At 27.9% G+C, this 22,183-nt stretch carries 25 protein-coding genes; 6 read left to right on the top strand and 19 right to left on the bottom strand.

Annotated elements, in window-relative coordinates:
• Positions 1-80 precede the first annotated feature (80 nt).
• Positions 81-536 (top strand): tetratricopeptide repeat protein, encoded by a 456-nt coding sequence (locus BHYOB78_RS13890; RefSeq protein WP_367401669.1) that lies wholly within the window; start codon positions 81-83, stop codon positions 534-536.
• Positions 537-628: 92 nt separating this feature from the next.
• Here the strand turns inward: BHYOB78_RS13890 and BHYOB78_RS01840 are convergent, their stop codons facing one another.
• The gene (locus BHYOB78_RS01840) at positions 629-2,623 is read right to left on the bottom strand and encodes an ankyrin repeat domain-containing protein (protein WP_020064471.1); all 1,995 of its coding nucleotides are present in this window, start codon (positions 2,621-2,623) and stop codon (positions 629-631) included.
• Positions 2,624-2,815: 192 nt separating this feature from the next.
• Here BHYOB78_RS01840 and BHYOB78_RS01835 point away from each other — a divergent pair, with 192 nt between their 5' ends.
• Entirely contained in the window at positions 2,816-4,003 is a 1,188-nt protein-coding gene (locus tag BHYOB78_RS01835; RefSeq protein WP_012671652.1) for an iron-containing alcohol dehydrogenase, read from the top strand.
• A 63-nt stretch (positions 4,004-4,066) separates the two neighbouring features.
• Here the strand turns inward: BHYOB78_RS01835 and BHYOB78_RS01830 are convergent, their stop codons facing one another.
• The 5 genes from BHYOB78_RS01830 to BHYOB78_RS01810 form a co-directional block, all read right to left on the bottom strand.
• Positions 4,067-5,596 (bottom strand): AAA domain-containing protein, encoded by a 1,530-nt coding sequence (locus tag BHYOB78_RS01830; RefSeq protein WP_020064470.1) that lies wholly within the window; start codon positions 5,594-5,596, stop codon positions 4,067-4,069.
• The gene (locus tag BHYOB78_RS01825; RefSeq protein WP_012671650.1) at positions 5,596-5,985 is read right to left on the bottom strand and encodes a hypothetical protein; all 390 of its coding nucleotides are present in this window, start codon (positions 5,983-5,985) and stop codon (positions 5,596-5,598) included. The genes BHYOB78_RS01830 and BHYOB78_RS01825 overlap by 1 nt, the downstream gene beginning before the upstream one ends.
• 26 nt (positions 5,986-6,011) lie before the next feature.
• Entirely contained in the window at positions 6,012-7,166 is a 1,155-nt protein-coding gene (locus BHYOB78_RS01820) for a hypothetical protein (protein ID WP_020064469.1), read from the bottom strand.
• Between the two features lie 12 nt (positions 7,167-7,178).
• Positions 7,179-9,206 carry a hypothetical protein gene (locus BHYOB78_RS01815; RefSeq protein ID WP_020064468.1) on the bottom strand — a complete coding sequence of 676 codons (2,028 nt, stop codon included), beginning with the start codon at positions 9,204-9,206 and terminating at the stop codon, positions 7,179-7,181.
• A 267-nt stretch (positions 9,207-9,473) separates the two neighbouring features.
• Positions 9,474-9,674, bottom strand: a complete 201-nt coding sequence (locus BHYOB78_RS01810) for a hypothetical protein (RefSeq protein WP_020064467.1) — start codon at positions 9,672-9,674, stop codon at positions 9,474-9,476.
• 824 nt (positions 9,675-10,498) lie between these two features.
• Between BHYOB78_RS01810 and fabZ the strand changes: the two genes are divergently transcribed.
• From fabZ to BHYOB78_RS01790, 4 genes are read left to right on the top strand one after another with little or no spacing between them, the layout of a single operon-like run.
• Positions 10,499-10,963 carry a 3-hydroxyacyl-ACP dehydratase FabZ gene (fabZ, locus tag BHYOB78_RS01805; RefSeq protein WP_012671646.1) on the top strand — a complete coding sequence of 155 codons (465 nt, stop codon included), beginning with the start codon at positions 10,499-10,501 and terminating at the stop codon, positions 10,961-10,963.
• A gap of 17 nt (positions 10,964-10,980) precedes the next feature.
• Positions 10,981-11,775, top strand: a complete 795-nt coding sequence (gene lpxA / locus BHYOB78_RS01800; RefSeq protein WP_012671645.1) for an acyl-ACP--UDP-N-acetylglucosamine O-acyltransferase — start codon at positions 10,981-10,983, stop codon at positions 11,773-11,775.
• A gap of 12 nt (positions 11,776-11,787) precedes the next feature.
• Entirely contained in the window at positions 11,788-12,918 is a 1,131-nt protein-coding gene (gene lpxB / locus BHYOB78_RS01795; RefSeq protein ID WP_020064466.1) for a lipid-A-disaccharide synthase, read from the top strand.
• The gene (locus BHYOB78_RS01790) at positions 12,915-13,724 is read left to right on the top strand and encodes a hypothetical protein (protein WP_020064465.1); all 810 of its coding nucleotides are present in this window, start codon (positions 12,915-12,917) and stop codon (positions 13,722-13,724) included. The genes lpxB and BHYOB78_RS01790 overlap by 4 nt, the downstream gene beginning before the upstream one ends.
• A 366-nt stretch (positions 13,725-14,090) precedes the next feature.
• Here BHYOB78_RS01790 and BHYOB78_RS01785 read toward each other — a convergent pair whose 3' ends face one another.
• The 13 genes from BHYOB78_RS01785 to rpsE form a co-directional block, all read right to left on the bottom strand.
• Positions 14,091-14,672, bottom strand: coding sequence for a Smr/MutS family protein (locus BHYOB78_RS01785; protein ID WP_020064464.1), 582 nt, complete (start codon positions 14,670-14,672; stop codon positions 14,091-14,093).
• A 21-nt stretch (positions 14,673-14,693) separates the two neighbouring features.
• Entirely contained in the window at positions 14,694-16,193 is a 1,500-nt protein-coding gene (gene rho, locus BHYOB78_RS01780; RefSeq protein ID WP_012671641.1) for a transcription termination factor Rho, read from the bottom strand.
• 130 nt (positions 16,194-16,323) lie between these two features.
• Positions 16,324-16,710, bottom strand: coding sequence for a 50S ribosomal protein L17 (gene rplQ, locus BHYOB78_RS01775; protein WP_012671640.1), 387 nt, complete (start codon positions 16,708-16,710; stop codon positions 16,324-16,326).
• Positions 16,711-16,751: 41 nt separating this feature from the next.
• Positions 16,752-17,726, bottom strand: coding sequence for a DNA-directed RNA polymerase subunit alpha (locus tag BHYOB78_RS01770; RefSeq protein ID WP_012671639.1), 975 nt, complete (start codon positions 17,724-17,726; stop codon positions 16,752-16,754).
• Positions 17,727-17,756: 30 nt separating this feature from the next.
• Positions 17,757-18,383: a 30S ribosomal protein S4 gene (gene rpsD, locus BHYOB78_RS01765; protein ID WP_020064463.1), complete on the bottom strand. Its 627-nt coding sequence runs from the start codon at positions 18,381-18,383 to the stop codon at positions 17,757-17,759.
• A gap of 41 nt (positions 18,384-18,424) precedes the next feature.
• A complete protein-coding gene (gene rpsK / locus BHYOB78_RS01760; RefSeq protein WP_008723418.1) occupies positions 18,425-18,835 on the bottom strand; it encodes a 30S ribosomal protein S11 in 411 nt (136 codons plus the stop codon).
• A 16-nt stretch (positions 18,836-18,851) separates the two neighbouring features.
• A complete protein-coding gene (gene rpsM, locus BHYOB78_RS01755; protein WP_008723417.1) occupies positions 18,852-19,241 on the bottom strand; it encodes a 30S ribosomal protein S13 in 390 nt (129 codons plus the stop codon).
• A gap of 22 nt (positions 19,242-19,263) precedes the next feature.
• Positions 19,264-19,380 (bottom strand): 50S ribosomal protein L36, encoded by a 117-nt coding sequence (gene rpmJ, locus BHYOB78_RS01750; protein WP_008723415.1) that lies wholly within the window; start codon positions 19,378-19,380, stop codon positions 19,264-19,266.
• A 24-nt stretch (positions 19,381-19,404) separates the two neighbouring features.
• Positions 19,405-19,623, bottom strand: a complete 219-nt coding sequence (infA, locus tag BHYOB78_RS01745) for a translation initiation factor IF-1 (RefSeq protein WP_012671636.1) — start codon at positions 19,621-19,623, stop codon at positions 19,405-19,407.
• 4 nt (positions 19,624-19,627) lie between these two features.
• A complete protein-coding gene (gene secY / locus BHYOB78_RS01740; protein ID WP_012671635.1) occupies positions 19,628-20,968 on the bottom strand; it encodes a preprotein translocase subunit SecY in 1,341 nt (446 codons plus the stop codon).
• Positions 20,969-20,979: 11 nt separating this feature from the next.
• Positions 20,980-21,471: a 50S ribosomal protein L15 gene (gene rplO / locus BHYOB78_RS01735; RefSeq protein WP_012671634.1), complete on the bottom strand. Its 492-nt coding sequence runs from the start codon at positions 21,469-21,471 to the stop codon at positions 20,980-20,982.
• Between the two features lie 11 nt (positions 21,472-21,482).
• Positions 21,483-21,662 (bottom strand): 50S ribosomal protein L30, encoded by a 180-nt coding sequence (gene rpmD, locus BHYOB78_RS01730; RefSeq protein WP_012671633.1) that lies wholly within the window; start codon positions 21,660-21,662, stop codon positions 21,483-21,485.
• Entirely contained in the window at positions 21,662-22,180 is a 519-nt protein-coding gene (rpsE, locus tag BHYOB78_RS01725) for a 30S ribosomal protein S5 (RefSeq protein ID WP_020064462.1), read from the bottom strand. The genes rpmD and rpsE overlap by 1 nt, the downstream gene beginning before the upstream one ends.
• Positions 22,181-22,183 lie beyond the last annotated feature (3 nt).

The raw sequence follows: 22,183 nt of genomic DNA, 5'->3' as shown, positions 1-22,183 counted from the left end.
GTATATTTTGAAAACAAAGAATATAGTAATTCTGTAGAAATGCTGAAGAAAGCTATAAAACAAACAATAATGATTATTCTATTTATAATTGGCTTGGATGTGCTTATTTTGAAAACAAAGATTTTATTAATGCTGAAAAAATATTTAAAAAATCTATTGAATTAAATGCTGATAATCCTTCAAATTATCATTTTCTTGGAAGAATATATAGAGAGAATAAAGATTTTAATAAGTCTAAAGATTATTTCAAGCAGGCTATAAAAAAAGCAAATGAAAATCTGTCAAAACAAATAGATATAGAAAATTCTACAAACATTTTAGGTATATCATATTATTTTACTCAAGATTATAATAAAACCATAGAAATATTAGATGAAGCTCTAAAAATAAATGAAAATGAGTATTTATATCTATATATAGGAAAATCATATAAAGAATTAAAAAATACAGAAAAAGCAAAAGAATCATTCAATAATTCATTAAAAATAAATAACAATTTCTATGAAGCTAGAAAAGAACTTGAAAATTTAAATTAATAAAAAACTTTTAGATTAATATAAATAAAAAACAAAGGCTTGAAATTAATAAAAATTCCAAGCCTTTTAATCACAATTATAATAAAATTAAATTACCACCATTTTTTATCCAAATTTGGTTTTTTATTGTATTCAGGAAGTATTAATTCCTGTCCGCTTCTATTATCTTGATTATTATCAGGTATATAAGCAGCACCTCTTAAATAATTAGCTATATTATCATAACCATTATCAAGAGCTAAATCAGCAGCTGTATATCCATCATCGTCTTTTAATGTTTTATCAGCAGAGCATTTTTCTACTAATGACATAACACTGTCCATATTACCATAAGCAGCAGCATAATGTAAAGCTGTATCATTATTAGAATCTTTTATATTAACATCAGCTTTTCCGTCCTGAACTAATGCCACTAAAGCATCAACATTATTTTCTAAAGCAGCATAATGTATAGGATACATATTTTCATTATTTGCTGTATTAACACTTGATTTATCAGCATTAACTATATTTTTTATAACATCAGAAGAAGCATACATTGCTGCATAATGTAAAGCTGTATTTCCGTCAGAGTTTTGTATTTTTGTATCAGCACCATACTTCAAAAGCACATTAATTGTAGAAGGCTTATCTTTCATAGCAGCCCAATGTAATGGAGTATCATTTCCATTTTTATCAGCTTCATTTACTAATGTTTTATCTTTTTCTAAAAGTAATATAACAGCATCATCATTTCCATTAGCTGCAGCTACATGTATAGGCATAGCACCATCTATGTCATCTCTAGATCTTATATCACAGCCTGCCTCTATTAAAGTATAAACTATATCAGCATTACCTACATAAGCAGCAACTATTAAAGGAGTAGCACCGCCTAAGTACCAATTATTTAAAGTAGCTTTATAAGGAAGTTTTGCTTCTTTATTTATATCTTTATATTTAAGCAAAGCCTCTACTGTATCTAAATTATTATTTATAACTGCTAAATGTAAAGGAGTATATCCATTTTCATCTACAAAATTAGGATTAACGCCTTCTTTTATTAAAGTATTTAAGGCTATTATATCATTATTTTTTACTGCCACTAAAAGCTCAAGCTGTTTTACATCTAAATCAGTATTAACAATTTCTTCATCAGACATATCCTGAGTATTATCATCAATCACCTCAACATCTGTAATAGTAACTGTCTTTTCTGCAGTTGTTTCTTCTGAGGCTGTTTTTTCTGCATCATTATTTTCATCTGCTGTATTATTATCAGCTACAACAGTTTCATTTCCTTCCAAAGTATCTTCAGGAGTACCTTCTCTTGCTATATTATCATTACCTGATAAATAATTTTTAACATCATCACCTCTAGCATAATATATAGGCTCATTTCCGTCTTTAGTTTTGCTCATTTTATCAGCACCTAAATCAACGAGAGTCTGTACTGTTTGAAGAGAAGAGAAAGCAGCAGCATAATGTAAAGGTGTCCATCCGTCTGCATCTTTAGATTCTATATCTGCTCCATTTTCCATTAATAATTTAACAGTTTCAGGCTTATCTTTCATAGCAGCCCAATGTAATGGAGTATTTCCTCTATTATCTACATCATTTATAGTAGTAGGATCTTTATCAAGAAGCATAATTACAACATCATTATTTCCGTTAGCAGAAGCCATATGTATAGCCATACTGCCGTCAACATCATCTTTAGCTTTAATATCTGCATTATTCTCAAGTAAAACTGAAACGATATTAGTATCTCCAATATAAGAAGCTAATATTAATGGTGTTGCACCGCCTAAATACCAGCCGTCTATACTTACTTTCATATCTAATTTAGAATTAACATCTATATTTTCATTTTCCAAAAGGACATTAACTGTATTCAAATCTTTATTATAAATTGCTCTATGTAAAGGAGTATATCCTTCAGTATCTAATACATTTATATCTATATCTGTAGAATTATTTAATATATTTAATACATTATCTGAATTTTGCTCATTAATTGCATTAAATAAATTGGTTTCATTAGCAGTTAATGCAAATACAGAATAACTAAAAGTCAATAGTATAATCAAAAATCTAATATGTTTCACCTTTATACTCCAATCTCAAAATAAGTAATACTTATAAGTATATTAGATAATAAATAAATATCAAGTACAATAAAAAATTTATATCTAAAAAATTTTACTTAAAATTATAAATATTTTTTTATATTGTATTATAATAATAAAATCATTATAATGCTGTTTTAGTAAAAATATTATAATATAAAGGAAAAGAATATGCAAAGTTTTATATATAATAATCCAACAAAAGTAATATTTGGAAAAAATGCTGAAGAAAATACAGCAAAAGAAATAAAAAACTTCGGAGGTAAAAGAGTATTTATAGTTTATGGTACAAAAAGCGTAAAAGAAAGCGGATTATTAGAAAAGATAGAAAATATAATAAAAAATGAAAATATAGAATATGAACTATTCGGAGGAGTAAGAGCTAACCCTACCCTATCTTATGCTAGAGAAGGAGTAAAAAAAGCTATAGATTTTAAATCAGATTTCATACTTGGAATAGGCGGAGGAAGTGCAATTGACACTGCAAAAGCTATAGCACATGGGGTAGCTAATCCGGATACTGATATATGGGATTTTTGGACAAGAGAAAAAACCTTAGAAAAAAGTCTTCCTATAGGATGCATACTCACAATATCGGCAGCAGGAAGTGAAACAAGCAATTCTGCCGTACTTACTAATGAAGAAACTCTTGATAAAAGAGGACTTCCTACCGAATTTAACCGACCTAAATTCGCTATAATGAATCCATGCCTAACATTTACATTGCCTTATTATCAAGTAGCATGCGGAATAGTTGACATGCTTATGCATACATTTGACAGATATTTCGGCGACAGTGAAAATTCTATAAACGGCGATAATAATCAAACTACAGATGCAATTGCTGAAGCTGTTTTAAGAACCATTTTTAAAAACGGATTAATAGCTATGAAAGATAAAAATAATTATGATGCTATGAGCGAACTAATGTGGTGCGGAAGTTTATCTCATAATACTTTAACAGGACTAGGACTTACTTTTGATTTTATAGTTCATAAATTCGGACATGAATTAAGTGCGAAATTCGATTGTGCACATGGAGCAAGTCTTTCTGTAATGTGGGGGCCTTGGGCTAAATATTGTTTAAAAGATAAAAAAGAAAGATTCATTCAATACTCAAAAAATGTTTGGAATATAGATGATGATACAGGACTTAAAGGAATAGAAAAAACTATAGAATATTTCAAACAAATAAATATGCCTACCAACTTTACAGAATTAGGAGTTGGAATACAAAGCGAAGAAGTTTTACAGGATTTAACAAGAAGATGCATAAAAGACGGAAAATTAGAGTTTAAACATTTCAGAGCTTTAAATAAGGAAGATGTTTATAATATTTTTAAAATGGCTAATGTTTAATACTTTATATTATAGTCAATCTAACTATCAAAATAAATATAATAGTTAGATTGACTATATAATCTATATTAACACTTTTGAAGATGAATAAATATTTTTTAATATATCTACTTTATTACAATACTTAGACATTCCAACCATATATAATCTTTTTTTTGTTCTTGATATTGCCACATTAAGCCTTTTTATATTAGAAAAAAATCTTGTAGAACCTGTATTTCTAACAACACTAAAATAAACTATATCGGCTTCCTTACCCTGAAAAGCATCTATTGTATCTATTTCTATATTTAAAGATTTTAATTTTTCATTATTATTAATAACATTTTTTAATTCCCTTTTTTGTTTCTTATATGGTGTTATAATAGCAATAGATGTATCTGAATCAATATTCAAATTTTCAATACTATCATTTATTAACTCAACTTCTATAGGATTATATAGTTCTCCGCCGTAATTATAAGGAAATCTTTTATTTGTATCATAATCAAGCCAATATATACTTTTATCATCGCTATATTCTGTGCCGTTTTTTAATTCTCCATTATAGAAACATTTACTTACAATATCGCCTATTTTAGCTTCCATTCTATACTGAGTATCAAGCATTCCAAACATTGTATCTTTGTCAACATTTCTAAATAATTTATCAACTAATGAATTATCAATAAGCTCATTTTGTAAATTTGTATCTATTTCACTCATAGTCTCTATTTCATCTTTACAAAATACAGGAGGAAGCTGATTAGGATCGCCTACCAATATTAATTTTTTAGCAAATAAAGCAGGTATTAAAATCTCAGGCAATGTATTTTTTGATACCTCATCTATAATTATTAAATCATAAGGATCGTCTAATTCATCTAATTTAAATCTAGCCATCTGATTACAAGTTATACCTATAATATTAGAATTTTCACATATATATTTATGATATTTCTTATTATTTATAATATGCTCTTCAAATTCATTAAATAATTTATTTCTAAAACTTTCGTCATATGCACTTTCTAATTTTTTTTTCCAAGAATCTATATAATCTTTATAGCGTATATTTAAATTTTCATTATCATATTCATTTTTAAACTCTTCATATCTCATAATAGAACAATGAATATTTCTATTCTCTATTTCAAAGTTAAGTCTTTCTATAGCATTATCTACAGCGACATGAGTTTCAGAACATATCGCTATTTTTGCTATTGGATTTTTCTTAATAGTCTGCAAAATAATTTCCACAATAGCTGTTGTTTTACCTGTACCAGGAGGGCCCATTAAACAGAATAATTCTCTGCTATTAACAGCTTTTTCTATGATATTAAATACTTGATTATTATTTTTATATATTTCCTGAATAGGATAAATATTCCTAACTTTTTTATTATTCTGTATATTATTTAAAGTATTATCATAGTTATTTTTTATTGTATTAAACAAATTCACCGACATAAAAATACCAGAACGAACATTTTCTATTGATTTTAACTGTCTTAAATATTTAGTATAATCTCCATCTTCTTTTTTATCCTCATATTTTTCTAACAATTTAGATAAATATTTTTCCCATTCATTCAAATATTCAAAAAATTTCATTATTGTACTCCTAATAATTTATTTGCTGCATCTTTAAAATCTAGTGCTCTCAATATATTTTTATCCGATAAATTATTTCTAAATATATTTTTGATGTATTCTATTTCAGTGCAGTTCAAATCTATATTATTTTCCAACTTAATATTGCAATATTCTCCGTCAAAATCTTTGTTTAAATAGAAGCCTTTTCCATTTTCACCCTCTCTTATACAAATTAAATGAACATTCATAAGCTTCAATATATATTTAATAACTGTATCTTTATAGAATATATTAAGAGCATTACAAAATAAATCTCTTGGATTATTAATACCATTCATAATAGAAAATATTATTATCCTATTAATGCCTGTTAAATACTTCTTTTTTACTTTTATTTTATATTCCATAACATCTCCTTTATATTTTAATTATCTTAGTTTATTGCTTCTTTATTATTGCTGTAATCTGATATAAATATATTTGAATCTCTATTATCTTTATTGAGAATAATTAAATATCCTCCTTTTTTACATCTCACTATTTTTTTAGAGCAGGTATGATATAAATCTAATATACTTTTTCTTCTAGATTTTAAAAGCTTATCAAAAGTTTTATTATAATACTCTACCTTTTCATTTAACTTAAGAAATTGCTCATTACTTGAATTGAAATTATCCCAAGCATTATTCCTCTGACTAATAAGTGTATTCTTATTATTATAATATTGAGGACTTCCTTTAATTGATTTTATTTCATATGTAATATTTTTAGCCTCTGTTAATAATAATGATTTAATGTTTTCTGCTGCATTTTTTCTATCTAATAAATTTAGATAACTAGGAAATATATCTTCTATATTATATTCTCTATTAAGAATATCTAAAAAATCGCTATACAATTTATTATAATCTTCTAAATATTGAAAAACTTTTTCTCTAAATTTCTTTATTTCAATATCAATATTTTCAATTCTTTTATAAAAATTATCAATCTTTTTATCTGCGGTTTTTATATATTCTCTAAGTTTTTTAATTACTCTATAGTTTTTCAAATCTCTTTCGCATAAATCAATTAACAAATCAATATTATCATGACTCTCTCTTAAACTTCTAAGTTCATCTATAGTTTTAATATTAGTATTATTAGCTTCATTAAACCATTTTAACCTTTCATCTTTTTTCTTTGAAAGAGATAATGTTTTTATAATTTTAAAACATTCTCCTTTTCTTTTTTTAAGAAAATTTATTTCTGTCATATAATAATTTTTCTTACAGTAAAATATTTTCATTTTGGCATTATAACCAATTATAACAAACAGCAAATCATAAGATTTCTTTATTATATCAGATACCTCATGTAATTCACTTTGAACTATTGGTTTGAAAGTAATTTTTGCCTCATATACAATTCCATTAAGAAAATCTGTTATTTCATATAATTTAGAATTCAATTTTGTTTGGGTACTATCAATTTCTTTTGATGAAAGTTGTATATATGCATTCAGATCATCTATCTTTCTTTTAACTTTTTCTTTTTTTCTATCTAAACTATAACTGCAAAGTTTATTAACAAAGAACTTTAATAACATAAATGATACTCCTTATAACAATCCGTATTCCATCAATAAATTGTAAAGATCATCATCATTGCTTTTAAAATTTTTAAGCCACTCATCAGATACTAAATAAGCTATAGCATCTATTATCATTTCTTTATTTTCTATATCAGAATCATTAATCATATTAGTAAGATTTTCTATTTCATTGAAAAACAACTCATCTTTCTGTATATCTGCTGCTAATTTTTTATTTCTATCATCTATTTTTTGTATTTCAGAAAAATATTTTTTCTCTTTTAATGCATATATAGTTCTCTTTTGATTTAAATAATCCATTAACTGATTTGTTAAATTTATTTTATCATCATCAGTCATAGTAGTTATACTGCTGTAGAATGTTTCTTCTATATTCTCTTTTAATTCATAATACTTCTGATGTATATTTTCCAATACTTTTCTTTTTCTTTCATCTATGTTTTTATACTCTCCATCCAGCATATTTGATATTCTATCCAATTCAGATTTACGTGCTGAATATTCTGATATCTGAGCAAAAATGCCTATGCCAGGAATTAAATCTGTAAATTTAAACTCCCACTCTCTTTGAGTACCTACTCCATCTACTAAAGAATATAAATTACGGTCTTTATCAAAATTCTGATAAGCAGTCTCTATATCTCTTTTTGCTATTTCTAATCCTGCCTGACTATCTTTTGATACAATATAAGATACTGTAATTCCAACTGCTAATCCTCCTAAAACAGATCCAACTATACTTGCCCAAGCACCTGCAGCAGCTGCAGAAGCTCCGCTTATAGACATATTAGAAACTATAACTCCAGCTAATGTACTTCCTCCCCATCCACCTAATGAAGCTGATGTTGTATAAATAAAATTCTGATACACTTCTCCCATTAACTCAACACTGTCTATTTCACCTATAATAAATCTGTACATACTTTTTAATGTATCTATTGTCATCATAGCCAAAGTTCCGCCGACATAAGGACTTTTAAGTAAAGATGAACCTATTTCATTTCCTAGATAAGTAAAAGTTACAGCTAATCCGCTTTTTGCTCCGCCTTCAATACCAGAAGTAAGAATTTTATATCCTGCCTCAATAAACTCCTCTTCAGTCCAATTGCCACCATCTGATATGAATTGGGCAAATTTACTTATGGCTTCGCTTGCACCTGACAATAATCCTCCGCATATCATAGCTTTAGGAAGCTGATTCAAATACTGAGATCTAAATTTTGCTTCTTTATTTTTTACTTCTACCCTTTCTCCATTTTCTAATCTTCTTGTAATCTCTTCACTTTCATTTCTATTTAATCTTTCACTATTAACTTTACCATCTTTACTTGATAACCTGTCGTATGTATTTTCTGCTGTATGTTTATAATCTTTTGTATCAGTATTTTGTTTTTTAGAAGCTATTTCTTTTACTTTATCAAGATTTTCTTGAGGAACTATCTTTTTATTTGAGCCGTCTTTACCTGAATATCTTATTTTAGAAATTTCTTCTACCCCAACTTCCGGATTTTCATTATCTTTTACTTGATATTTTGTCTCTGTATTACCATCCCTAACTATAATATCTGCTTCAGGATCTCCTGGTTTAGTTAATCTTGCATGTGTTTCATATTCTCTGCATTGTTCAGCTGCATTGATATTATATGATTCAGTTAAATTAACTTCATCTATATATCCTATACGTTGTTTTGGATTCATATTTTTTCTTGAATCTGAAACTTTCTTTAAAGCCTCAGGATAATCATTCACATCTTTACTTAAATTATTACGATGATTATGATATTTAACACTTCTTCCTAAGCCAATGGAATCAGCCATATTACTAGAAATATCTTTATGAACAGCACTATCTTCTATAATACCATCTTTTAAATTAGTGTTTAGATCAAAATTTTCAACTTTGATATATTCATTTTTAAACGCATTATTATTTTTTATATTATTCTTCCTGTTTTTATTATTTTTTCTATTTTTATGATTTCCACCTATATGGTGATTATTTTTTCCGTGATGATTATTATCTTGATTGTACATATATACTCCTTTAATATATTTCTTAAACTAATATGTATTTTAAAAAATTCTAAAATACAGTACCTAAATAACTAAAAGATATTAACTGCTTATTTGATAGCACCCTCCTATTTTTACATTAACGCTTTTTCATAATTTCAGTAATTATTTTTACTGTAATAATAGGTATCAAAATACTAATGATATTTGCAAACATATTAAACTCCTATTCTTAATTGATTTTTATAAATTATATTTTTTAGTCAGTGTCTTAATAATTTATATAGATTAAGAAATCAGCTTAATATGATTACCAAATTTTTCAGAACGGTAATTAATTTTCTTTTTTGATTTTTTAAAATGATACTTCTTGATATTCTTATTCACTCTAATTATATGAGAAATACTATCATCATAAGTTAATAGATTACTCACTATATAGTGAACAGTATTAAGATTACTTTTGTTAGAAAAAAAGTTAATAGGCATATTTAGCTCCTTTAAGTTTATTAAAAATATCTGTAAAACCATAATTAAGAGAACTTAATTACAAACACTGTTTCTATTAGATTCAAATAGAAACACAATCATATAAAAATGATATTCTTAAAAACTTTAGCAACAGCTAAATATTTTTATCTTACAATTATAATAATAGCATATTTACAAAATATATCAAGTATTATATTAATAAATTATTAAAAAAAACTATAAAAAATTAATTTTTAATAAAAATATTATACTAATAATGTAAAATATCTATGTATATATTTTAAATATATATAAACAATAATAAATTTTAAAAGTATTAAAAAAGATAATCAAGATTTTTTATTAGATATACTTAGCCTCCTTAAAGTTTAGATTATTATTTTTTTATTAAAAAAATTAAAAAATAACCAGAATTAAATAATTATATTTAATTCCAAAAACATGTTTTTAAAGCAAAAGCCTAAAAACATAATCAAAAAAATAATAAACAAACTGCGAGACTAAATACGCAGATATGATATATCTATATTATATAAACATTTTTTAATAAGTCAAATAATTTTCTAAAAAATTACATGCTTTATTTTTAATATTATATTACTTTTGTTTTTTACATATAAAACCAATAAATATTTTTCATAATTTACATAGCTATATCAATAAAAAACTATAAAATATACAATATTTTAGTAATATTTTTTATTAATCACGTAAAAAGCTATCAATTTCGAACATTTTAAACTTATTTTTATGCTTGTAACTTTACTATTATATGGTATACTTGTAAATTATGTAATATACTTTTTTAAGGATTCATTAGAATGGAAAAAATTAATATAAATAAAATAATGGAATTATTGCCTCATAGATACCCTTTTCTGCTTGTAGATAAAGTAGAAAGTATCGAAGAAGGAAAAATACATGCTGTAAAAAATGTAACTTTTAATGAACCTCAGTTTACAGGACATTTCCCGCAAAGTCCTATTATGCCTGGTGTTTTAATGATAGAAGCATTGGCTCAAACTTCTGGTATATACTGCTATACAAAAATTTTAAAGCCTGATGAATATGGTAAAAAATTTATGTTCTTTGCTAAAATAGATAATGTTAAATTCAAAAATCCTGTAATACCAGGAGATGTTATGGATATGTTTGTTACTGTTGAAGCTTTCAGCAATAACTTACTTAAAACTCATGGAGAAGTAAAAGTTAATGATAAATTAGCTTGCTCAGGTGATTTAGGTTTATTTTTAGTAGATAAAGAAGCAATGAAAATTGAAAAATAATAAAAATAGGAAATAAAATGCCAAGTAATATACATCCAACTGCTATAATTTCTGATTCTGCTAAAATTGCAGATAATGCAGAAATTGGTCCTTATGCTATTATAGAAGGTGAAGTTAGTATAGGTGAAAACACTACTATAGGAGCACATTCTGTAATTAAGGAATATACAACAATAGGTAAAAATAATATAATACATGATCATGCTGTTTTAGGAAATCTTCCTCAAGATATACATTTCGATAGAAAAACAGTAAGTTTTTTAGAAATAGGCGATGGAAATGAGATTAGAGAATTTGCTAATCTTCATAGAGCATCTAAAGAAAATGCTAAAACTATTATAAAAAATAACTGTTATATAATGGCTACAGGACATGTGGCTCATGACTGCGAAATACATGATAATGTTATAATATGTAATGGTGCTTTAGTAGCAGGACATGTAAGAGTAGAAAAAGGTGCTTTTATATCAGGAAACTGTGTAGTGCATCAATTTTGTGCTATAGGTCAATATGCTATGATAAGCGGTATGTCAGCTGTAGGAAGAGATATACTTCCATTTGCTCTAACAGCTCATGCAGGAGAAGCTATAGTTTATAAACTAAATTTAGTCGGTATGAGAAGAGCAGGATTTACATCTGAACAAATATCTCAGGCTGAAGAAGCTTATGATATGTGGTATAATTGGAATAAAACAAAACAAGAATTTTTAGATAGATATTTAAATGATAATTCATTAAATCCTATAGCTAGAGATGTTGTAGAGTTTATATCCAAAGCTAGAAGAGGAATAACTCCTAGAAAAACGGTATAAAATAAATAAATTATGAGAATATTTATAGCTACAGGCGAAGTATCTGGCGACATTCAAGGTGCCTTATTAGCAAAAAAAATAAAAGAGCTGAATCCTGATATCATATTAGATGGTTTCGGCGGCGTTGAAATGCAAAAGGCTAATGTAAATATATTATCTGATATGTCAACTTTATCAACTATAGGAATATTTGAAGGTGCTAATCCTAAAGTTGCTTTTAAAAACCTTGGTGCTTTTAATAGATTAAAAGAGTATTTAAAAAATAATAAAGTTGATATTATGCTTCTTGTAGATAATCAAGGTGTAAATCTTCTATTAGCTAAATACTGTAAGGCTAATAATATACCATATATGTATTATTTTCCTCCGCATGTGGGTATATGGGGAGCTTGGAATGCTAAAAGACTGCTTTCAGCAAAAAAAATAATTACTCCTTTTCTATTTGATTATGAAGTATATAAAAAGTACGGATGCAATGTAATGTATAGCGGACATCCATTCGCTGATTTAGATTACAATAAAAATATACCTGAATTGAATATGCCTAAAAAAGAATATACTGTAGGAGTTTTATTTGGAAGCAGAAATCAGGAAATAAAAAAATTAGCTCCTGTTTTTATAAAATCTATGAAAATACTTAATGATATGCTTTCTTCAAATATAAGATTTGTAATACCTATAGCATATCCTGAATATAAAGAACCTATAGAAAAAATTCTAAATGATCATAAAAATTTATTAGAAAATGTTTCATATTCTCTATTATGCGGTGATGATAAAGATTATGTATATTCTTATTCTGATGCCTTAATAATGTCTAGCGGTACTGCTAGTCTTTTAGCTGCATGTTATGGTAAGCCTATGGTTATATGCTATAAAATATCATTCATAACTTTTTTCCTTGGTAAAATATTCACAAATATAAAATATGTCGGTATGCCTAATGTACTTCTTAATGAGGAAGCAGCACCTGAACTTTTACAAAATGACTGCAATCCAAATGCTATTACAAGTCATATTATAAAATATTTGACTGATAAAGAATATTATAAGAAAGTTAGTAATAATTTGCTTAGAGTAAGAGAAACTCTAGGTGAAAAAAATGTGCTAGATCGTATAGCAAAAGAGATTATAAACTCATGATAGATTCCAAAACTAATATAGAAGAAATAAAAAAATATATAAAAAATCATAAAAAAGAACCTATTCAATTTCATATTACCTGGCTTGATAATTCTTCTAAGCAAAGAATAAATTTTATTCTAGAAGAAATATTAAAAAAATATAATATAAGTAAATATAATAATGATGCTCATTATATTATAATGGAACTTATCTCTAATGCTATAAAGGCTAGATATCTTCATACTATTACAATTAATACTTTGATAGAAAAATTTCCTGATTATATAGAAAAAATAAAAAATGAGGAATATTTTAATGATTATGATATAATGAGTGAATATTCTAATATATTAAAAGATGAAGAAACTATAAAACAATTAAAAGAATTCATAAAATTAGAAAATAAACTCATAAAAGATATTGATAATAATATTGAAATTGATGAAAATAAATATTCAAAATTATTATTATGCAATAATAAACTTACTATAACATTAGTAGTAAGACTTAATAAAAACAATATAGAATTTGAAATAATAAATGATGCTCCTCTAACAATGATTAGCAGAACAAGAATAGATTCAAAGAGATTAACTTTTAAAGAGTATTATAAAAATAATTTAGTAGAAAAATTTTTTATGGAGCAATTGGACAATACAGAAAGTGCAGGATTCGGACTTGCTTTATGCGATTTAAGATTATTTAATCAAACTTTAGAACCGCATAATCATTTACAGATATATGATGAAAATCATAAAACTCATTCAAAATTAATACTTCCTATCAAAAAACAATTCTCTCTCATTGTATATAATAAATATTAAAGTTTTAAAATTCACTTACATACCCCGCCCTTTTTTTTTATTCTTGCATTTTATTTTAAAATTATAACTTAAATTATTTTTTATTACTTAATTAGAAATTAAAAAACCCGCCCAAGTTATTTTTTAATTTAAAAATATATTTAACGCACGATTAACTAAACTTTGATATATAATTAATTTGTAATTATTAATACATCTATATCCATAACTTTGCTCTACGTGCGGTGATAATATAAAAAATATAATTAAATTTTGGGTGGGCAGTTATAATTTTTAAATAAATTAAAAAGAAAAATTAATTAAATATTATAAATTAAACAAAAAACATATAGGGTGGGATTCAAAATGATTCAAAAAGGAAAAATATTATATATCTAAATAAATTATTTTAGCGCCGCTTCCTCCAAGATTTATAGGAGCATCAGAAGAAAATTTTATATAATTTTTTCCTTCCGTTGCTAAATAATATTCAACTAGATTTTTTAATACAGGTATTCTATTTTCGCTTCCAAAACCTTTACCATGTATTATTAATATAGGACTTATTTTATTTTTTTTGCATTCATAAATAAAATGTTTAATCTCTATTAATGCTCTTTCACTTGTAAGTCCATGTAAATCAAGTCTCTCTTTTGGAACAGCATTTTTTATATTAGGCTTGAATTTAGTATTGACTCTTCTATCATATATAGACTTCTTAGAATGATTAGTGCAATCGAGATTTTCAATTGCACTTAAAAACATTTCTTCATCTTCTTTAGTATAAGCTAATTCTTCTTTTGAATCAGTTTTATTCTCTTTATTAGAATTATTTTCTTTTTGAATTTTATCTTTTTTAAATTCTTTTTTTATATTTTCTTTTTTATTATTAAACTCATCAGGAAGATATCCATGCTCTAAATAGAATTCAAATAGTCTTCTTTCTTCTTCTTCAGAGTTTTTTGACATATTGATAAAATCCTAAAAATATTATGAATTTAATAATTTTAAGAACTCAGCATTATCTTTAGTAGAATTCATTTTATCAACAACAGTCTCTATTAATTGATCTTCATCTATACCTTGAGACTGCATATACTTTCTTAATGCCCACATTTTATTTTTCTCTTCTTCAGTAAGAAGTAAATCCTCTCTTCTAGTAGAAGAAGAATCAATATCAATAGCAGGGAAAAGTCTTCTATTAGCAAGTTTTCTGTCTAAATGAAGCTCCATATTACCAGTACCTTTGAATTCTTCATAAATGTAGTCATCCATTTTACTGCCTGTATCAACCAAAGCAGAAGCAATTATAGTAAGAGAACCTCCCTCTTCTATATTACGAGCAGCACCGAAGAATCTTTTTGGTTTATGTAAAGCATTTGAATCAACACCACCGGTTAATACTTTACCGCTTGCAGGAACTACTAAGTTGTATGCTCTTGAAAGTCTTGTAATAGAGTCTAATATGATAACAACATCATGTTTATTTTCTACTAATCTTTTAGCTTTTTCTAATACCATTTCAGAAACCTGACAATGTTTATCAGGAGTTTCATCAAAAGTAGAAGCTATAACTTCCGCTTCAGGTACTTGTCTTTTCATATCAGTAACTTCTTCAGGACGCTCATCTATAAGAAGAATGAAAAGTTTAATATCAGGATAATTTTTACATATAGCATTAGCAATTTCCTGAAGCATCATAGTTTTACCAGCTTTAGGAGGCGCTACTATTAAACCTCTTTGACCTTTACCTATAGGAGAAACTAAATTAATGATACGAGTAGAAATTTTATTAGGAGCGAACTCCAAATCTATACGCTCATTAGGGAAAATAGGAGTTAATTTATCAAAATGAGGTCTTTTATAAAGATTATTAGGTTCTTCACCATTAACAGTTTCTATTCTAAGAAGTGCAAAGAATTTTTCTCCGGCATTATCTTTAGGAGGTCTAACCTCTCCTGTTATAAGATCCCCGGTTCTAAGTCCAAAAAGTCTTATTTGAGCTGGAGAAATATATATATCATCAGGTCCAACCAAATAATTACTATTTTTTGAACGCAAGAAACCAAAACCGTCTTGCAAAGTTTCTAAAGTACCTTCAGCAACTATTTTTCCTTCTAAAGCAATCTGAGCCTTTAATATAGCATGCATAAGTTCCTGACGTCTTATATTATTACTAGTGTCTTTCTTTATACCATAAGACTCAGCAAATTCTAATAATTCCTCAAAAGTTAAAACACTTAATTTGCTAATATAAAGTATATCATGAGGTCTTTTTATTTCTTTTACTTCATCATTATTTTCTACTTCTTTATCAAATTCATCTTTTTCCTGTACAATTTCTGAATTATTTGTATTTTCTTCATTAGTTTCTGCAATAACCTGTTTTACAACCTTTTTTCTAACAACTTTCTTTGGCTGTGCAGGTGATACTTCAATTTCCTCATTTTCATTAGATACTTTCACACGTTTTTTAGTTGGAAAAGGCATAATAATTCCTCCGACAAATAATAATCATGACAAGTTATAGCGAATACTCGCTATAACTACACGATAATATTTATCTTAATTTGCTTATATTAGATTTATAAACTTGATTTAATTTATTTTTAGTTTTTTATTATTTATTTTCAGTTTTAGCAGAACTGCTATCAGATTCGCAAAGCATAACAACACACATATCAGCAGCGTCACCGAATCTCTTATATGATAAAATTTTTCTTACATAACCGCCGTTTTTACCAGCATATCTAGGAGCTATATCTTTAAAAAGTTTAGCAAGTACTGTTCTATCTTTAACATACTTTGCTACAGTTCTTCTATTATGAACATTATCAACTTTAGCTCTATATATTATTTTATCAGCTAATTGCTTAATAGCTCTACCCTTTTCTTTAGTAGTTTCTATTTTCTCATATTTTAAAAGAGAAGTAAGCATATTAGAAAGCATAGCTTTTTTATGTGCACTTGTTCTATTAAATTTTTTTACTGTAACTCTATGTCTCATTTTACTATCCTTGAAAGTTTATTAACTTTTATATTATTCTCTTATCCTCTCATACCAAGATGAGCATTATACTCAGCTAGCTTTTCTTTAATTTCTTCGATAATCATTTCATTAGCACCGATTAATCTTAGTAAATCAGCATCAGTTTTTACTGCAACCTTATCTAAAGTTTTCAAATCAGAAGCCATTAAGAAATTAGCAGTTCTAACAGAGAATTCTACCTCTTCAATATGTTTGCCTTTAAGAGAATCAAGCACAGAATCTTTAGGAGTTTCCTCTATTTTTTCATCATCTCCATTAGCCTCTTCAGGATCCATAAAATGCTTTAAATTATCTCTTAAAATTTTAGCAGCTTGGGACAAAGCCTTATCAGGAGCTATATTACCCTTAGTTTCTATCTCAAGAGTAAGTTTACCATAATCTATACGCTGACCAACTCTTATAGGATCAACATTATATTTTACGCTTACAATAGGAGAATAAATAGCATCTATAGCTATAGCATTAATATCTTCTAATAATTCAATATTCATTTCAGCAGGCACATAACTGTATCCGCCTTCAATTTGAATATCCATCTCAAAAGTATATCCCTCAGCGATTGTAGCTATATAGTAATCAGGATTATGCACTTGAGCTTCAGTATCATCAGCAACCAAATCACCAGCAGTGATAACACATGGACCTTCTTTTTTCATATGAATAGTTTTAGTATCCATATGACTAGGAAGAGAAACTACAACATTTTTAAGATGCATAATCATAACAATTGTGTCCTCTTTCATTCCAGGAACATTTTCAAATTCATTGCTAACACCATCTATTTTGATAGTAGTAATAGCATAACCAGGTATAGAAGATAATAGTACTCTTCTTAAAGCATTACCAACTGTTACCGCATATCCTCTCTCGAAAGGCTGAGCTATAAATTTACCATAAGTAGGAGTCAAATCCTTCTTTTCAAAAGTAACTCTATGAGGATGTCTAATAGATTCTAATATTTCTTTTAATGCCATTCTTAAAATACCCCTTATAAAAGAGTTCCATTACTTAGAATAATACTCAATGATGAGCTGTTCATTAATAGGATACTCTATATGCTCTCTTATAGGTAAAGTTACAATTTCACCTGTCTTATTAGAAAGATCTAAACTTAACCATGCAGGAACATACTCACTTTTTAAACCTTCCACTATAGTTTTTACTTCAGCTACTGCATTACCTCTTTCAGTGAAAGAAACTTTATCACCTACTTTAACGCAATAAGAAGGAATTGTCATTCTTTTACCATTAACTGATATAAAACCATGAGCTACAAATTGTCTAGCTTGATTTCTGCTTTTAGCAAGTCCAAGTCTGTAAACAACATTATCCAAACGAAGCTCTAATAATCTAAGTAAGTTTTCACCGGATACACCAGCTACACGAATAGCCTCATGATAATAATTTCTAAACTGTTTTTCTAAAACGCCGTAAATACGTTTAACTTTCTGTTTTTCTCTCATCTGAATACCATATTCTGATAACTGTTTCATTTTTCTGTTAGCAGGACCTGGTACATCTCTCTTTTTTGTTATAGCACATTTAGCAGTAAGACATCTATCGCCTTTCAACATAAGTTTCATTTTTTCGCGGCGACATAATCTGCAACTAGCATCTCTATATCTTGCCATAATTATTTATCTCCTATTTCAATACAATTCTTAATTAACTATTATATTCTTCTTCTTTTTCTAGGACGGCAGCCATTATGAGGCATTGGAGTTACGTCCTTGATAAGTTTAACTTTAAGACCTGAAGCTTCAACTGCTCTTATAGAGCTTTCTCTTCCCATTCCAGGACCTTTTACATAAACTTCCACTTCTCTTACACCCATTTCATAAGCTTTTTTAGATGCTTTTTCACTAGCAACCTGTGCTGCGAAAGGTGTAGATTTTTTACTACTTTTGTAATCTCCGTCTAAACCTGCACTAGCCCATGATAAAGTGTCGCCATTTCTATCAGTTATAGTAACTATTGTATTATTAAAGCTAGCCTTTATATGTACTATACCAAAAGCTTCAACTTTTCTATCTTTTTTAATTTTTTTATCTTTTAGAGTTTTTTTACCTTTTTGAGTAGCCACTATTCTCCCCCATTAATTATTTTTTACCTGGTGCTTTTTTCTTACCAGCAATAGCTTTTCTTGCACCGCCGCCTCTAGCATTACGAGAGTTTGTGCGAGTGCGCTGACCATGTACAGGAAGCCTCTTAATATGACGCATTCCGCGGTATGAGTGAATATCTTTCAAACGTTTTATATTATTATAAAGCTCTGTACGTAAATCACCTTCTACTTTAGTAGTGGCTTCTATAGCATCTCTTAAAGCAGTAATTTGTGCATCTGTTAAATCTTTAGCTTTAATAGAGTAATCTATATTAGCTTTATCACAAATAACATGAGCAAGAGTACGTCCTATACCATATATATCAGTAAGGGCTATTTCTATTCTTTTATTATTTCTTATTTCAACACCCATTAAGCGTGCCATATTAATTATCTCCTTAAATTAATTACTTCTGTTTTTGTTTATGTCTTGGGTTTTTCTTACATATAACTCTAACGACGCCTTTTCTCTTCACTATTTGGCAGTCATTACAACGTTTTTTTATAGAACTTTTTACTTTCATTGTAACTAATCTCCATTTAATTTATTACTTATAACGATAAATTATTCTACCCTTTGTTAAATCATAGGGAGACATTTCTATAGTTACTTTATCTCCAGGAAGTATGCGGATAAAATTCATACGCATTTTACCTGATATATGAGCCAATATTTTATGACCATTTTCTAACTCTACTCTAAAAGTAGCATTTGGAAGAGGCTCTACTACAGTACCCTCTACTTCTATAGTTTCTCTCTCAGCCATATTATTACCTTCTCACCTTAGATTTCTTTAATATGCCGTCATAGTTATGCATTTGCAAATAAGACTCTATTTGTTTTAATAACTCAACAGCAACACTTACACTAATCATTACTGATGTTCCACCCATCAAATAAACAAGCGAATTATTTGTACCTCTGAAAGGAGCAAATATAGGAATCTTAGACATTAAATCTGGAAATACTGCTATTGCTGCTAAGAATATTGAACCGCCTATAGTGATTCTGCTTAATACAGTTTTCAAATATTCTGCAGTTTGAGTACCAGGTCTATAACCAGGTATAAAACCGCCAGATTTCTTAAGATTCTCTGCTATATCATCAGGGTTGAATTGTACTGATGTATAAACATAGGCAAACATTATAACTAATAAACAATAAAGAATTATGTATGCCCAACTTCCATAAGAGAAGAATCTAAGCAATGCATCAAGCCATCTCCATTGAACTCCTCTAGTCAAGCTAGCTATTTGAGCAGGGATTGCCATTAAAGCTGAAGCAAATATTATAGGAATTACACCGGATGGGTTGATTTTGAAAGGTATATGAGTTGATTGAGCTCCGAATACTTTTCTGCCTACAACTCTTTTAGCATACTGAACAGGAATTCTTCTTTGTCCGCTTTCTTCATAAACTACACAGAATATTACTATTGCGAAAATTATAAAGAAAAGAACTATTACTAAAGAATTCAAATATTCACTTTCTCTCTTTTGTATAACATCATACACACCAGCAGGAATACGAGCAACAATTCCGGCAAAAATTATAACAGATATACCGTTACCAAGGCCGCGTTCTGTAATCTGGTCACCTAGCCACATCAAGAACATGGTACCAGCAGTAGCTGTTACAACTACTAGAAGTATGAATCCTATACCAGGATTCATAAATATCATAGCACCTTCATTTATACTCTGAATCCAGCTAGCCATAGCTGCAGATTGTACTATACAAAGAACAAGAGTTAGATATCTAACATACTGATTTATCTTTTTACGACCGCTCTCACCTTCTTTTTGCATTCTTTCCAAAGCAGGAATAACTACGCCAAGAAGCTGCATTATGATTGAAGCAGAAATATAAGGCATAATACCAAGTGCTAATATAGAAAATCTAAATAAAGCACCGCCTGAGAATAAATCCATTATAGTTAAAAGTCCTCCTCCGCCTTGAGATGAGGACAAGAAACCTAAAAGAGCTGTAGGATCTATACCAGGTGTTGGAATATGGCTTCCTATTCTATAAACTAATATAGCAATAACAGTAAATAAGATTCTGCTTCTTAATTCTTGTACTCTAAATATATTAGCAAACGATTTAAACATTATAATCTACCTTAAGACTTTTTATCTTCTTTTTTTCTAATATATTTTTTACGTTCATGTATTACAACTTTACCGCCAGATTTCTCTATTTTTTCTATAGCTTTTTTGCTAGCCATATCAACTGTTATAGTAACAGCATTTTTTACTTCACCCATAGAAAGAAGTTTAATATAATCTCTCTTAGATGATAAGAAACCCATTTGAAGTAAAGTTTCTCTTGTGATTTCATTACCGCCTATAGAATCTAAATCACCAACATTTATAATATTAACACATTTTTTGAAAGCTGCATTAGTGAATCCGCTTTTTGGAATTCTTCTGTGTAAAGGCATTTGTCCGCCTTCAAAACCAGCTCTTCTGCTGTAACCGGCACGAGACTGAGCACCTTTATCACCTCTGCCTGCAGTACAGCCCCAACCAGAACCTTGTCCGCGTCCTACTCTATGACGTTTTTTACTAGATCCCTTAGGAGCTCTTAATATTTTTGTATTTTCTTGTGCCATTTTTAAGAACCTCACTTATACTCTACTTTAAGAAGATGTGATATTTTATTTATCATTCCGTTTATTTGAGGAGTTGCTTCTTTTTCTACAACTCTTTTGCCCTTTTTGAAACCTAAAGCCACAACTGTAGCTCTTTGAGATTTCTCATAGCCTATAGGAGATTTTACTAATGTTATTACAACTTTAGCCATTATTCTGCCCTCCCATAAATCTGATCTATACTTACACCTCTTTTATTAGCCATAAACTCAACTGTTTTCAAAGATTTTAAACCTTCAAAAGTAGCTTTAGCTAGGTTCATAGAGTTGTTATTTCCTAAAGATTTAGAAAGAATATTTTTAACTCCTGCTAATTCTAATACAGCACGAGCAGGACCTCCAGAAATAACTCCTGTACCTTTAGAAGCTGGTTTCATAATTATTCTGCTGCTTCTAAATACACCAACTGTATTATGAGGTATAGTTTCACCTTTTAAGTTTACTTCTATCATGTTTTTCTTAGCTTGTTCTATAGCTTTTCTTATAGCATCTGGTACTTCGTTTGCTTTACCGTAACCTAAACCAACATGACCATTTTTATCGCCTAAAACCATCAAAGCGGCAAATCTAAAACGTCTTCCGCCTTTCATAACTTTAGCTACTCTGTTTAAAGTTATTAGACGCTCTTCATACATACTTTTTTCTTCGTTGTTATTTATATCGTGTGCCAAGGT

It is taken from the genome of Brachyspira hyodysenteriae ATCC 27164 (genome assembly GCF_001676785.2).
GTDB lineage: Bacteria > Spirochaetota > Brachyspiria > Brachyspirales > Brachyspiraceae > Brachyspira > Brachyspira hyodysenteriae.
This window is presented reverse-complemented; position numbering and strand designations above follow the sequence as displayed.

What these genes read in the sequence shown, in the direction of transcription:
- rho (WP_012671641.1), bottom strand. Translation starts at nt 16,193, where the DNA reads ATGCCTTTTCCAACTAAAAAACGTGTGAAAGTATCTAATGAAAATGAG.
- BHYOB78_RS01830 (WP_020064470.1), bottom strand. Translation starts at nt 5,596, where the DNA reads ATGAAATTTTTTGAATATTTGAATGAATGGGAAAAATATTTATCTAAA.
- BHYOB78_RS01815 (WP_020064468.1), bottom strand. Translation starts at nt 9,206, where the DNA reads ATGTACAATCAAGATAATAATCATCACGGAAAAAATAATCACCATATA.
- fabZ (WP_012671646.1), top strand. Translation starts at nt 10,499, where the DNA reads ATGGAAAAAATTAATATAAATAAAATAATGGAATTATTGCCTCATAGA.
- BHYOB78_RS01785 (WP_020064464.1), bottom strand. Translation starts at nt 14,672, where the DNA reads ATGTCAAAAAACTCTGAAGAAGAAGAAAGAAGACTATTTGAATTCTAT.
- rpsM (WP_008723417.1), bottom strand. Translation starts at nt 19,241, where the DNA reads ATGGCACGCTTAATGGGTGTTGAAATAAGAAATAATAAAAGAATAGAA.
- BHYOB78_RS01835 (WP_012671652.1), top strand. Translation starts at nt 2,816, where the DNA reads ATGCAAAGTTTTATATATAATAATCCAACAAAAGTAATATTTGGAAAA.
- secY (WP_012671635.1), bottom strand. Translation starts at nt 20,968, where the DNA reads ATGTTTAAATCGTTTGCTAATATATTTAGAGTACAAGAATTAAGAAGC.
- BHYOB78_RS01790 (WP_020064465.1), top strand. Translation starts at nt 12,915, where the DNA reads ATGATAGATTCCAAAACTAATATAGAAGAAATAAAAAAATATATAAAA.
- infA (WP_012671636.1), bottom strand. Translation starts at nt 19,623, where the DNA reads ATGGCTGAGAGAGAAACTATAGAAGTAGAGGGTACTGTAGTAGAGCCT.
- rplQ (WP_012671640.1), bottom strand. Translation starts at nt 16,710, where the DNA reads ATGAGACATAGAGTTACAGTAAAAAAATTTAATAGAACAAGTGCACAT.
- lpxB (WP_020064466.1), top strand. Translation starts at nt 11,788, where the DNA reads ATGAGAATATTTATAGCTACAGGCGAAGTATCTGGCGACATTCAAGGT.
- rpsD (WP_020064463.1), bottom strand. Translation starts at nt 18,383, where the DNA reads ATGGCAAGATATAGAGATGCTAGTTGCAGATTATGTCGCCGCGAAAAA.
- rpmD (WP_012671633.1), bottom strand. Translation starts at nt 21,662, where the DNA reads ATGGCTAAAGTTGTAATAACATTAGTAAAATCTCCTATAGGCTATGAG.
- BHYOB78_RS01825 (WP_012671650.1), bottom strand. Translation starts at nt 5,985, where the DNA reads ATGGAATATAAAATAAAAGTAAAAAAGAAGTATTTAACAGGCATTAAT.
- lpxA (WP_012671645.1), top strand. Translation starts at nt 10,981, where the DNA reads ATGCCAAGTAATATACATCCAACTGCTATAATTTCTGATTCTGCTAAA.
- rpmJ (WP_008723415.1), bottom strand. Translation starts at nt 19,380, where the DNA reads ATGAAAGTAAAAAGTTCTATAAAAAAACGTTGTAATGACTGCCAAATA.
- BHYOB78_RS01810 (WP_020064467.1), bottom strand. Translation starts at nt 9,674, where the DNA reads ATGCCTATTAACTTTTTTTCTAACAAAAGTAATCTTAATACTGTTCAC.
- BHYOB78_RS01820 (WP_020064469.1), bottom strand. Translation starts at nt 7,166, where the DNA reads ATGTTATTAAAGTTCTTTGTTAATAAACTTTGCAGTTATAGTTTAGAT.
- rplO (WP_012671634.1), bottom strand. Translation starts at nt 21,471, where the DNA reads ATGGCACAAGAAAATACAAAAATATTAAGAGCTCCTAAGGGATCTAGT.
- BHYOB78_RS01770 (WP_012671639.1), bottom strand. Translation starts at nt 17,726, where the DNA reads ATGGCATTAAAAGAAATATTAGAATCTATTAGACATCCTCATAGAGTT.